We start from the raw sequence: 13,005 nt of genomic DNA, 5'->3' as shown, positions 1-13,005 counted from the left end.
GCTTATCTCGCTGCGAAAGCGCTGAGCACATGGCCCAGCCGTTCGTTCTGTTCAGGGGTGATTTCGCGACCGGCACCATGGCCGGCGTTGTCCTGTGTGATGTACGCCAGGCCCGACAGCCAGTCGCCGAGAAACAGCTGCGCCTGGTTCGATGGCTGCGCTGGTAGCACCGGCACTTGTCCGGGGCCGACGTCGGTGTAGAACGAGAACAGCGGCGCCTTGGCTCCGGCGCGGCTGTTCGGGCGCTCGCTGAGCGGTTTCTGGAGGTAGCCGAACCACGAAACGAAGTCACGCAGCACGCGTTGCACTTCCAGCACCTGGCGTTCGACCAGTTGATCGCGCCGCGCGCCGCTTTGCGCACGCTTGAGCACCGCGCGACTCAACTGGCCCGGCAAGTCCTGGCGATAACCGGCGGTGATCAGTTCGTCGACCACCGCTTCGAACAAGGCCTTTTCCAGCCCCAGCAGGTTGAGCAGGCTTTGCCGGGTGGTCAGTTCGCGCAGGTGCGCAATCCAGGCCTTGAATGCCGCTTTGGCAAACCGGTGTTCGTTGCTTTGCAGCTCTGGTGCCGACGTGGCGGTTTTGCTGCTGACCGGCGCGCTGTCCGCGCTCGTGTCATCGCCAAAATCGAAGTCGAAACCGGCGTCGTTGCCATACAGGCTGTGGCTCGGCGTTGGCGCCACCGGCTCATCGCTGATCGCCGGCTCGTCATCGGTTTCGTACACGCCGCTGAGGTACAGGTCGCGCACCTCTTCGCTCGGCATGTCGAGTTGATCGATGAACTCGCCCAGCACTGCCGGACGCCGGCCAAGGCCCGAGAGAATCATTTGTGCCTGGGCTTTCTTGGCGGCTGCGGCCCCGTCGCCGTCGGCGTGATACCAGGTGCTCAAGCCGTGGGTGGTCAGGCCTTCGAGGCATTCGTTCAACTGCTCGCGGATGCGTTGCAGTTTGAATTCGATGTTGGCCACGCCCTTGAAGCTGCCGCTGAAGTGACTGATGCCACCGTCATCGTTGCGCAGCATTTCTTTCCAGGCATCGGCCGGGCTGTTGATGTGTTTGCACACCAGGTCGTTGCTGGCAAAGCTTGCGCCCAGCGCATCGATGCGTTGCTGGTAGCCGGCGTTGATCCCGGTTTCGGCGCCGCTGTCGTCTTGCCCGATGAACGCCGCGTCCATGCGCGGTTTGCGCACCAGGAAGGTGTTCTGGAATGGCGTGCCGGCCCAGTCGTTCATCCAGCTCAGGCTGCCGAAGCGTTCGAGCATGGTCAGCTTGACCATGCCGTTCCAGCTCTCGTCGTACTGATCGGCTGTCAGGCTCAGGGAATTTGTGATGCGCAGGTCGAGCATGGTCAGTGCCCAGATCAGACCGGTGTCGCGTTTGCTGCGTGCGGCAGCGTCGGCGCCCTGGGTCTTTTCGATCCAGCGCGTCAGCACCGGGCCGACGTCGTTGACGTCGCTCTGTTTGGTCGAGCCGGTGCACACCACCAGTGCGTTCATTTCCTGGTTGTCGGTGTAGCGCTCAAACAGGTAGGCGACCTTGCCGCGCAGAATCAGCTGCGAGACGGAGTTGTCCTTGGTCGCGGATTCCGGGTCGTTGGAGTCGGCGATCTCGTGCAGCTTTTTACGTCCGCGATAGCCGGGGAAGTCGAGCAGGTCGACCTGATTGACGATGTCATCGGCCGGGGCTTCGATCAGGCAGAAGGTCATCTCGGCGGTCAGTGCCGCGAGTTGCGCGACGGCAATGCCCTGACTGTTTTGCAGACGTCCATCGACCTTTGGCCGAACGTCGATCGGCAAGTCGCGCGGGCTGCCGAAGCGCTCGAGGATGTCGACGTTCATGATGCTGTCGCGCTGGCTGTAGGTGTCGTTTTCGAAACTCACCAACGCCTTCAACGGCGCGAACACGGTCTCGGGCAGGCCGAGCTTGTGCAGCGCGCCGGCCAGTTGCTGATACACCCGCGTCAGCTCGCTCTGCTCACCCCAAAGGATCGCGAACAGATCGGCGCGTTCCTGGAAGTTCAGCCGTGGCGCCAGTTGCAGCGCCTTCGGCCAGTACAGGTGTTCGAGTTTTTTCACCGAATTGCGGAAGTTGTCGCGCAGGTAATCCCACAGCGACACCAGATCATCGGCGTTGACGCCCGGTTGCAGCGGCCCGGTCTCGCGGCCTTCAAACGGTTTCAGGACGCGCTGGATGCGTTCTTCGTCGATCTCGTAGGAAATCCGCTCAAGGTCGAAATCCTTGAACCAGGAGTTGGCCAGAATCTTCGCCAGCTCGACTTCCTTGAACAGCGTCAGCTCGACCGGAAACTGCGGGTCCTGGCTTGGCGTGGCGCGACGGCTGAAGCGCGTCACCAGGCCGGTGGCTTCCTTGCCGCCACCCACCGGGTTGATGTGCTTGATGAAGTCCAGGCGCTGGCCACCGAAATCGGTTTCCAGTTTGCCGTTCTGACCGGCCGCGAGCGCCGAAATCAGGTAGGACTTGCCGGCCTGGGACAGGCCGAAAAAGCCGATGGTCATCGGCGTGCAGGCCACGCGACCGAGGCTGTGAGCCAGGTTGCGGGCGCGGTGCAGGCGGATGTTCAGGTTGTCGGCTTCGCTGTCCAGACGTGGCGCGTTGACGCGGGTCTGGCCAATCCATTCCAGCGCCTGACCGGCACCTTCATAAACAGCGTTCCAACTGGCAGAGAGCTGATGTTGATCGGGGGTCAGGTCATTCATTTGCGTTTCACACTTCCACTGTCGAGCCAGTACTTGGTCTCGCTCAGGCCGGCGTCGAGCATGGTGTTGAGTTCCAGCTCGAGGTCGCTGCGCGGGTTGAAGTTGACGTTGCTGCTGTTGGATTCGATGTCGCGCACCGAGAGGCGGTCGCTGACCAGATCCTGCTTGCGCGTGTATTTGTCCGCCGCCTTGACCTCGAAGCGCACCTTGAGCAGCGGCGCGCTGCCGTTTTCACCGACCGCACGGGAGAACTTCTCGCGGCCGGCCTTGGTGAATCGCAGCGTATACAGCGGCGACGCGGCCCAGCGGTCGGCGGCCAACTGGCGGAAACCGAGGCGCAGGTCGCCGCGCATTTCCAGTTGCGGGGTATCGGCGGCATCGCCGACGCCGATTTCCGGCAGCTTGATTTTGTAGTCTTCGGACTGGATGTCGCGGTACAGCACGTCGGCATCCTTGATCACGTTGTTCAGATCTATGACGCCGATGTGCTTGACCGTCGAATACGGCTTGAGCGCCGAAGATCGGAAGTAGAAGTTCGGCACGCTGTGGTTGGCGCACAACAGGCACAACATGGCGCCGACCGACGCGGTGCTTTTCGGGTCGTCGATGCGGCCGTTCTTGTGGAACGGATACCAGCCGCCGGTGCGGTAGTTTTGCAGCGCCAGAATGCGTCCCGGTGGCAGCGGCAGCACTTTGCGAATGAACGCCTGGATGCCGGGCAGCCGCGAAGGGCGGCCGGTCAGCAGCAGGACGTCGCAGGGGTAATGCGCGACCACTTCACACAGCGCGCCGAGGATCTTGGTGATGTTGATCTGATCGTTGAGGAACGCGGCGTGGAGCTTTTGCAGGTCGAAGCTGATCGGCGCTTCGTACAGGTCGAAACCGCTCTGGCCGCCGACATCGCGGCGTACGGCCGCGTTGACGTAATCGAGCACGGTCTGGCTGATCGCGTTGTCGCCCAGCAGTTGGCGATAACTTTGCGGACTGACTTCCTGCGGCACTTGCGGGTCGTAATGCTCGTAGGCCTTGAGCAATGCCAGACCCAGCGGCGAGAACACCTGCAGGTTCAATTGCTGGCGCAGAATCATGTCCTGGGCGCTGACCGATTCATCGCCGCACAGCCGCGACATCAGCGAGTCCGGGGCTCTGACGCCGGCATTCTGCAAGGCTTTCTCGAAGCTTGGCAGGATGAAATCCTGAATGACGTCCAGCAGGATATCGTCGCCGGCCACTTTGAAACCGTCGCGAAAACGCTGCTCGGGCACGATGTGCACGTTGCTGCCGCTGCCGGTATTGCCGGCGCGGTCGAGGCGATAGTCGGTGATCACCAGGTCGGTGGTGCCGCCGCCGATATCGATGGTCGCCAGGGTAATGCGTTCGCGATCAGTCTTGTCGGGGCGGGCGATGGTGTCGAAAAACTCTTCCGGGTGGCCGGCGAAGTTCTCGTTGACCTCGGTGTACAGGTACACCAACTGGCCGCAGGAGGCTTCGTCCCATTCGACGCGGATACTCGGGATCGGCGTGCGCGGGCTGACGGTCTGGTCCTGATGCGGGTCTTCCTCGCCGGCGTGCCAGCCAAGGCTTTTCCACACCAGGCCGATGGCTTGCAGCATGCGTTCGTTGAGAATGCTGCGCTCGGCCTGCGGCATGCCTGGCGGCACGGTCAGGGTGATGCTGTTGAGTTGGCGCGGCACGCGGGTGTGCCCCTGACGCGAACGCTGGGCCGGGCTGTTGATTTGCGACAGCGCCTGCGCCAGCACTTCGGCGAGCATGAAGGTCATCAGCGAGCTGCGCGAGTAACGCGGCATGAACACCGGCAGGCGATCGTCCTCTTCGAGGCTGTAAAGCGCCTCGCCGGTTTCGTTGATCAGGTGCGAGAACGGCGCGGCGGTGGCGTACGGCTCGTTGTCGGTCTTGATGTACGAGCAGTTGAAGCGCCAGCCGTGGCCGTAGGCGTTTTCATCCCACAGGTAACGTTTCGGGCTAGACAGGCCGGTGGAGCCTTCGGTGCCGCGACGACGGCTGGCCAGGCGGCCGGCCTCATTCCCGACGCGGGCAATCGTCGCCCACTGGAACGCATCGTGCCGGCCACTTTTGACCGAACAGTGGTCCTTGCCGAAATACGCCTGGGCGAATTCCACACGGCTTTCGAACGGCTGGTTGTAGGTGTGTTCGGGGGTGATCAGGTCGCGCAGTTCCAGCACGTAATTCTGCTTCAACCCGGAACCGGCCTGACCGTGGTTTTCGATCAGGATGCCGCAGGTGCGCGAGTTGCCGACGTCCAGCACCAGGTCCACCGGAATCGGTTTGACCAGGCCATTGCTGTCGTTGGCGACCACTTTCAGTTCCGGGATTTCAACTTTCGGCCGGGCCGTCGACTGCGCCGCCGCCGATGGCGTGCTCAACAGGCTCAGCAAGTTGAGGTAGTGCGCCAGGTGATGGTTGGCGCGAATGTCGATGTCCAATTCTTCGCGCGAGCGGTGGGCGTTGCCCTCGTTGAACACTTCGAGCAGCCACTCGTTGACCCACGCTTGCGCCAGGAACCACCGGGTTTCGCTGGCCTTGGTCGCCAGTTTGAAAGACACGCCGGAGCTGATGTCTTCTTCGTTCGGCGCCAGGTACGCGGTGCCATCACGCTTGGGCATCACCCGGCTGTCGAAGGCCATGGTCAGGCGGTGCGTGTTGCCGTCGATGTCGGGCGTGGCCAGTTTCACCAGACGCATGCGCGACCAGTTGCTCGGGCCTTCGTCGAAGCGGTGCGGCGGCATGAAACGGAAAAACGGGATCGGCAACCAGACACCGTCCAGCAGCTCCAGGCTGCTTTTCATGTCGATGCTGAACGCCGGTTTGGCCTTCTCGACCTTTTCCGGTTCCGGCTCGTAGAAGTAGAAGTCTTTCTCTTCGTTGTACATCAGCCGGCAAATCAGCCCGCTGATCATCGGCGCGAATTCGCCCGCCGGTTCCTTGCGAGGATCCAGGCGCAGGGCGAAATCCATGAACTGGATACCGGTGTCGCTGACGAGCGTGACGGTGTCTTCGAATTGGGTGACTTCAGGCAACATGTCAGGTTATTCCGTGTTTATTCGCCCGTTTGCCGCATGGACATGGGGAATTGATCTTTTCCGTAACCGCCGGTGCAGTCCGCGACCGTGGTCGCTCCTTTGCGGCAGTTGACCTTGGGCATGTCGTAGGTGCTGCCATCGCCGCACACGGCCTGGCCCTGGCTGTCGATGGCGAGGCTGCCAGCCTTCATGGCGGCAGTGACCGGGCCGCTGCATTTCGAGCCGTCGGCCTGGTGTACGGTGACTTCGCCTTTGCCGTCCTTGAACTGGTATTCCAGACGCAGCGGTTTTCCGGTCCGGCGATCCTGAATGCCGGCACCGGCGCGGTACTGACCGTCGAGAAATTTCGCGGCTCCGTCAGCAGCGTCTGGCGGAATGCTCAGCGCCGGGCCTGGCTTTGCGGCGGCGGATTTTTCCGCCTCTTTTGCCGCATCGGGCGGCGTCACCGCCGGTGGCTCGGTCTGGTTTTCGGGCGCGGCGGCCGGGGATTCAGTGGCCGGGTCCTGGGTGATGTCGGCGGGTGCAGCATCCGCCTCCTTCCCCTCGACGGCGGGCGCTTGCACGCCATGAGTTCCTTCCACGGCAGTGCCAGTGGTGGAACCTGCCACAGAGCCAGTCACCGGAACGCCATTCAGCGTGGTGGCGTTACCGGTCAGTAGTGGCGCTTCCCGTTGATTTTCTACCGGCACGACGCCCTCGGGCAGCAGGTTCACCGCTACCAAGGGCATCGGCACGCAACCGCGCAAACCGAGCAATAACCACAACAACAGCAGCAAGAACGGCAGCAGCAACAGCCACCACCAGCGCCGCCACCACGGACGCGCCACTACCGGCACGACGGGCGCAACCACTGGCGCTTCGACCACAGGTGGCAGGGTGAACACCGGCGGAACCGAATAGAGGCAATGCAACGGATCGCGATTGCGGTCGGCACCGGCGTGCTCGAAACCCCAAAAGGTCAGCACCGGTTTGCCTTGAACGAGGTAAACGAAGTTTTCGTCGGGGAAATGAATGACACGCTTGAGCAACTTGCCGAACACGGCTTTGTCGCCTTGCTGCTGCTCGTTGGTGTCAGTGCTGAGGAAACGCTGGCTCAATTCATCGAGCGCAGTCTTCAGCGCCTCGAGTTGACGGCGGGCAGGCGCGCGCTCTTCTTCGGTCGCGCTGCTCCACGGGATCACATCGCCATCGAGGCCGCTGTACCAGTCGATCTGGTTACCGAGCTCATCGCTTTGAGGAATGGCCAGGTGATCGACCATCTCGGGATTCTTGCGGCGAATGGCTTCGCGCAATTGCAGCGCCGCCCGGTAGACCGGTTGACCCGTTTCGCCCAAGGCAGTGAATGACCCGCTCTTACCGCTGCGTAATAGTGCCCCGCGCATCCAAACTCCATATGATCCGTTGCGCAAAATGACAGACAGAGATGCCTGTGCTTGCTCCTGCATTTAGCTGGCGACCTTAATGTCATTATGATGTCGCCGTCAATCAGCCGATGGTCCGAAACCGTTTGAGGCCAGCGCAAGAAAACGCGCGCTGCATGAGGTCTTCATCGAATCCACAAGATCTCTCAGTTCGTGCCCGGTCGATATTGCAACGCTTCCGCCAGATGCTCACGAGTGATGCCGTCGACTTGTTCAAGGTCCGCCAGCGTGCGCGCAACCTTGAGCAGTCGGTGGGCTGACCTGAGTGACAAGGTCAGTCGTTCACAGGCCGTTTCCAGCCAGGTTTCATCGGTTGTGGATAACTTGCAGTGTTTGCGCAGGCCCGGCAGATCAAGGAAGGCATTGGCGCAGCCCTGGCGTTTGTGTTGCCGTTCTCGTGCGTCGGCAACCAGTGCTGCTGCGGTCGCCGTGTCGTCGCCAGGCTTGGGAGCCGGATTCAATGCGGTCGCTTCCCGGGCAACGGTCAGATGCAGATCGATTCGATCCAGTAACGGTCCGGACAGTTTGTTGCGGTAGCGCTGGACCATGTCCGGCGTACAACTGCATTTGCCGCTGGGTTCGCCAAGATATCCACAGGGGCACGGGTTCATCGCGGCCACCAATTGAAAGCGCGCGGGAAACCTCACGCGATCCTTGGCGCGGGAAATCACAATGTGCCCGGACTCCATCGGCTCCCTTAAAACTTCCAGGACCTTGCGATCGAACTCGGGCAGTTCATCAAGGAACAACACCCCGTGGTGGGCGAGGGTGATTTCGCCGGGTTGCGGCCGTGATCCGCCACCGACCAGTGCCGGCCCGGAAGCGGAGTGGTGGGGTTGTCGAAACGGTCGTTGTGGCCAGTGGCTCAGCGGCACGCAACTGGAGACCGATTGAATCGCGGCGACTTCCAGTGCTTCATTCTCGGCCAGCGGTGGCAACAGCCCGGGCAAGCGACTCGCCAGCAGGGTTTTCCCCGTCCCCGGCGGTCCGCTGAACAACAGGTTATGCGCGCCTGCCGCCGCAATCAGCAGCGCACGCTTGGCTGACAGTTGCCCTTGCACTTCATTCAAATCGGGGTAAGGCATGCTGGCGTAGAGCAAACCATTGGACAAGTAGGGCTCGATCGGTGTGTGTCCGTTGAAATGCGCCACGGCCTGAAGCAAGTGATCCACTGCAATCACCTTCAGTCCCGACGCGAGGCACGCCTCCTCGGCATTCTCGCGCGGCACCATCAGCATCCGCCCGGCCTTGCGCGCTGCCAATGCGGCCGGCAACACGCCGCGAACGGCCCGCACCGCCCCTGATAACGCCAATTCGCCGAGGCATTCCACATCATCCAGCGTCAACGTTGGCACCTGCACACTGGCCGACAGAATCCCCAGGGCAATCGCCAGATCGAACCTTCCGCCGTCCTTCGGCAAATCCGCGGGGGCGAGATTCAACGTGATGCGCCGCGCCGGAAATTGCAGCCCCGAATTGATGATCGCGCTACGCACCCGGTCCTTGCTTTCCTTAACCGCCGCCTCCGGCAACCCGACCATGGTCAGCGATGGCAAGCCGTTGGCCAGATGGACCTCGACGGTAACGGCGGGCGCATCCACGCCAATCTGGGCGCGGCTGTGGACGATGGAGAGGGACATGGTCGTTCCTTGAGCGTTACGGAGCCGCTTCCTGCGGTTTTTGAAGGTTAGTCGAGTCGCGAAACGGCGCAGGCATCAAACCTTCGCAGGATGTTGCGAGTGTCGTCGTGGTGGTGGAGCGTAAGCGAGTGGGGAGTGCCGACGTAATCGGTCGCGGGATGAGCTTTTTGTAGGACGTTGCCTAAGTTGATGAAGGACGGCGGTGAACCCGCCGTCGCTAGCCGTCGCACGCCTTAAGCATCCAGTCCGCCAAACCCGGTGCTGAACAGTCCGCATTGGGTGAGCTCAGGAGTCAGGGCTTTAAGGCGCTATCTGACGGCGGTAATGATCTTTGTAGGACGCTGCCGAGATTGTGACGGGGCTGAAGACCGCAAGGTCGTTCCGATCTTGATCGCGAGCAAGCGCGCTCCCACAGGGGATCGCATTTCACATCTGGGGCGGCGGGTTTACTCGGCGGGCGGGCTAAGCTTTGCTTCCAGCTCCGCGACCTTCGCCTCAAGGCTCTCCAATCGTGCCCGGGTGCGTGCGAGCACGACCATCTGGCTATCGAATTCTTCCCGGCTGACCAGGTCGAGTTTGCTGAAACCACTCTGCAACAAAGCCTTGAACTGGCTTTCGATTTCGCTTTTCGGCAGTGGGGTGTCGCCGCTGAACAGGCGCGAGGCGGTGCCGCTCAGGGCGTCGAGGAAGTCTTTGGGTGCGAGCATGGGAGAGGTCCTGAAAACAATGGCGGGCAGTGTATCACGCAGTGTCTATAGTCAATTCCGACAGCATGGATGCACGCTTTTCGCGCATCTGGACGGACGGCGGCGCACTGTTGTTGTGCGTAACCGTAAGTCGATGTGAGTGAAGCGGCTGTCGGCAGCGACCAAAGGATTGAATTCAGTGGATTTTGGCGAGATGGCAAGCTTTCTGCTTAGTGCCTATCAACCCATGCACTGATGCAGTCGCTGTGACGAATGCAGTGCGCCAAGCGAAACGGGGAAGTGTTTCGTGCGGAGTGGTTAGCTGGGGTCGGGCGGGCATTCAAGGCCGACGACGCGTTACAAAGCCAGGCACTGCGCTTAGACTTGAGACGGGTTTGTTTTCCTGGGGCAAGTCCACCAATTCGGGAGAGAGTTTTCATGAAGCTAGTCACTGCCATCATCAAGCCGTTCAAGTTGGACGACGTGCGCGAGTCGCTGTCCGAGATCGGCGTGCAGGGCATTACCGTTACTGAAGTCAAAGGCTTCGGTCGGCAGAAGGGTCACACCGAGCTGTATCGCGGCGCGGAGTACGTGGTCGATTTTCTGCCCAAGGTGAAGATCGATGTCGCCATTGACGACAAGGATCTGGACCGGGTTATCGAGGCGATAACCAAGGCTGCCAACACCGGCAAGATCGGTGACGGCAAGATCTTCGTGGTCAATCTGGAACAGGCGATTCGCATCCGTACCGGCGAAACCGATACCGACGCGATTTAAAGCCGCCACAAACCCAACGCCCCAGGAGAAAACAATATGACTCTGCGTAAATTCGCAGGGCTAGGAGCCCTGTTGTCCCTCGTAATGCCCAGCCTGGCTATGGCGGCAGACGAAGTGGCGGCCCCAGTCCTCAACTCCGGCGATACCGCCTGGATGCTGACCTCGACAGCCCTCGTGCTGTTCATGACCATTCCCGGCCTCGCGCTGTTCTACGGCGGCATGGTTCGGTCGAAAAACATTCTTTCCGTGATGATGCAGTGCTTCGCCATTACCGGTCTGATCAGCATTCTGTGGGTCATTTATGGCTACAGCATCGCGTTCGACACCACCGGCATGGAGCAGGGCGTCGTCAATTTCAACTCGTTCTTCGGCGGGATGGGCAAGGCGTTCCTCTCGGGCATTACGCCAGCCAGCCTGACCGGTCCTGCGGCGCTGTTCCCTGAGGCGGTGTTCGTCACCTTCCAGATGACCTTCGCCATCATCACCCCTGCGTTGATCGTCGGTGCGTTCGCCGAGCGGATGAAGTTCTCCGCCATGCTGATCTTCATGGGCATCTGGTTCACCCTGGTTTACGCACCGATTGCGCACATGGTCTGGTCCGGTAACGGCGGCCTGTTGTGGGACTGGGGCGTGCTGGACTTCGCCGGCGGCACCGTGGTGCACATCAACGCCGGTGTGGCCGGTCTGATCTGCTGCCTGGTACTGGGCAAGCGCAAAGGCTTCCCGACCACGCCGATGGCACCGCACAACTTGGGTTACACCTTGATGGGCGCCGCCATGCTGTGGGTGGGCTGGTTCGGCTTCAACGCCGGTTCCGCCGCAGCGGCCAACGGCACCGCCGGTATGGCGATGCTGGTAACCCAGATCGCAACCGCCGCCGCTGCACTGGGCTGGATGTTTGCCGAGTGGATCACTCACGGCAAGCCAAGTGCACTGGGTATCGCTTCGGGTGTTGTAGCCGGTCTGGTTGCGATCACGCCTGCCGCCGGCACCGTGGGCCCGATGGGCGCCCTGGTCATCGGCCTGGCGGCCGGCGTGGTGTGCTTCTTCTGCGCCACCACCCTGAAACGCAAACTCGGCTATGACGATTCCCTGGACGCCTTCGGTGTGCACGGTATCGGCGGTATCCTCGGCGCGATCCTGACCGGTGTGTTCGCCGCACCGTCGCTGGGTGGCTTCGGCACCGTCACCGACATCGCCGCACAAGTCTGGATTCAGTGCAAAGGCGTGGGCTTCACGGTGATCTACACCGCGATCGTCACCTTCATCATTCTCAAGGTCCTGGACGCCGTCATGGGTCTGCGTGTGACCGAGGAAGAAGAAGCGGTCGGCCTCGATCTGGCACAGCACAACGAACGCGGCTACAACTTGTAAGAAGCGTCTGAAAAACGTGCCCGGTACGCCGGGCATTTTTTTGTCTGGAATTTGTCAATGAAGGAGCGGCTGAAAGGTTTTTTCGTACACGTTTGGTGGCGTTTGCGCCGAGCGTTTTTCTGCGGCCAATGGCTTACATGATTGAAGGAATATTAGGGCCTTTGTTTTTTCCCAGAGCGCGCTAGAATGCGCCCCGAACGTGCGGAGAACTGTATGTGGCAACAGACTCTGATTACCCTGCGGGCAAGGCCCCGGGGCTTTCATCTGGTAACGGACGAGTTACTCGCCGGCCTGCCTGAACTCAAGGCGTGTCGGGTCGGTCTGTTGCATTTGTGGCTGCAGCATACCTCGGCGTCGTTGACCATCAACGAGAACGCCGATCCGGCGGTACGTCGCGACTTCGAACGATTTTTCAATCGTCTGATCCCACAAGGAACAGACGGCTATGAGCATAACGACGAAGGCCTGGACGACCTCCCGGCGCACTTCAAGGCCAGCGTACTTGGCTGTCAGCTCAGTTTGCCGATTTCGGCGGGCCGACTGGCGCTGGGAACCTGGCAGGGTGTTTATCTGGGCGAGCACCGTGATTCTGGCGGTGCCCGTAAAGTCCTCGCCACCGTTCACGGTGAAGGGGCATGAACCGCTGGTCACCAGCGGTTATTGAATTTTCCGGCGGCTGTCGACAGACGGTAAAGCTGGGCTATAACTAATCTGCTTTTCGCAAGTCATGAGGTAGAACATGAGCGACGATGATCTGGAAACCGACGACCTCGAAGTAGGCGACGAAGACGAGGCTGAAGAAGGCCTGGAAGCAGCGGCGGAAGACGTTGCTGACGACGACGGTGGCGAAGATACGCCGGCCCCTGCCGCCAAAGGCAAAGCCAAGGCTGCGGTATCGGTCGATGAGCTGCCGAGCGTTGAAGCCAAAAACAAGGAGCGCGATGCTCTCGCGCGGGCCATGGAAGAGTTTCTGGCCAAAGGCGGCAAGGTGCAGGAAGTGGAGGCCAACGTGGTCGCCGATCCTCCCAAGAAGCCTGACAACAAGTACGGCAGCCGGCCTATCTGAGCGCCTGTCCTTGCTTGCAAAAAAAGCCCGCCGTCGCTGCGGGCTTTTTCTTGGGCGGGATAAAAATCAGGAACCTGCGGTGATCCCCTGTGGGAGCGGGCTTGCTCGCGAAGACGGTGTGTCAGTCAACCTCAATGCTGAATGGCCCGCCGCCTTCGCGAGCAAGCTGAACTGGTCAAGTAATCTTGGACACCGATTAAGGTTTCACGCCGCCAACTTCTCCCTGGCGACTGGTGACCGATAGTCGTTGTAGCTATGCGGC

General features: G+C 61.1%; 9 protein-coding genes. 4 read left to right on the top strand and 5 right to left on the bottom strand.

Annotation, left to right across the window (positions count from 1 at the left end; all coding sequences use genetic code 11):
* Positions 1–2: 2 nt before the first annotated feature.
* From ACQKP4_RS05820 to ACQKP4_RS05800, 5 genes are all read right to left on the bottom strand, one after another.
* Positions 3–2,717 carry a putative virulence factor gene (locus ACQKP4_RS05820; protein ID WP_427631259.1) on the bottom strand — a complete coding sequence of 905 codons (2,715 nt, stop codon included), beginning with the start codon at positions 2,715–2,717 and terminating at the stop codon, positions 3–5.
* Positions 2,714–5,779: a virulence factor SrfB gene (locus ACQKP4_RS05815; protein WP_427631257.1), complete on the bottom strand. Its 3,066-nt coding sequence runs from the start codon at positions 5,777–5,779 to the stop codon at positions 2,714–2,716. Before ACQKP4_RS05815 ends, ACQKP4_RS05820 begins: the two co-directional genes overlap by 4 nt.
* Before the next feature lie 17 nt (positions 5,780–5,796).
* Positions 5,797–7,161, bottom strand: coding sequence for an SrfA family protein (locus ACQKP4_RS05810; protein WP_427631255.1), 1,365 nt, complete (start codon positions 7,159–7,161; stop codon positions 5,797–5,799).
* 185 nt (positions 7,162–7,346) lie between these two features.
* Positions 7,347–8,840: a YifB family Mg chelatase-like AAA ATPase gene (locus ACQKP4_RS05805; protein WP_427631253.1), complete on the bottom strand. Its 1,494-nt coding sequence runs from the start codon at positions 8,838–8,840 to the stop codon at positions 7,347–7,349.
* A gap of 446 nt (positions 8,841–9,286) precedes the next feature.
* Positions 9,287–9,547 (bottom strand): accessory factor UbiK family protein, encoded by a 261-nt coding sequence (locus ACQKP4_RS05800; protein WP_123360912.1) that lies wholly within the window; start codon positions 9,545–9,547, stop codon positions 9,287–9,289.
* Positions 9,548–9,964: 417 nt separating this feature from the next.
* On the opposite strand from ACQKP4_RS05800, the gene glnK reads away from it, so the two are divergent.
* From glnK to sutA, 4 genes are all read left to right on the top strand, one after another.
* Entirely contained in the window at positions 9,965–10,303 is a 339-nt protein-coding gene (glnK, locus tag ACQKP4_RS05795) for a P-II family nitrogen regulator (RefSeq protein ID WP_002555808.1), read from the top strand.
* Positions 10,304–10,339: 36 nt separating this feature from the next.
* Positions 10,340–11,677 carry an ammonium transporter gene (locus tag ACQKP4_RS05790; RefSeq protein WP_427631251.1) on the top strand — a complete coding sequence of 446 codons (1,338 nt, stop codon included), beginning with the start codon at positions 10,340–10,342 and terminating at the stop codon, positions 11,675–11,677.
* Positions 11,678–11,890: 213 nt separating this feature from the next.
* The gene (locus ACQKP4_RS05785; protein ID WP_427631249.1) at positions 11,891–12,316 is read left to right on the top strand and encodes a secondary thiamine-phosphate synthase enzyme YjbQ; all 426 of its coding nucleotides are present in this window, start codon (positions 11,891–11,893) and stop codon (positions 12,314–12,316) included.
* 100 nt (positions 12,317–12,416) lie between these two features.
* A complete protein-coding gene (gene sutA, locus ACQKP4_RS05780; RefSeq protein WP_427631247.1) occupies positions 12,417–12,743 on the top strand; it encodes a transcriptional regulator SutA in 327 nt (108 codons plus the stop codon).
* Positions 12,744–13,005: the final 262 nt, after the last annotated feature.

The sequence above is a fragment of the Pseudomonas sp. NPDC086278 genome (assembly GCF_050280905.1).
Classification (GTDB): domain Bacteria; phylum Pseudomonadota; class Gammaproteobacteria; order Pseudomonadales; family Pseudomonadaceae; genus Aquipseudomonas.
This window is presented reverse-complemented; position numbering and strand designations above follow the sequence as displayed.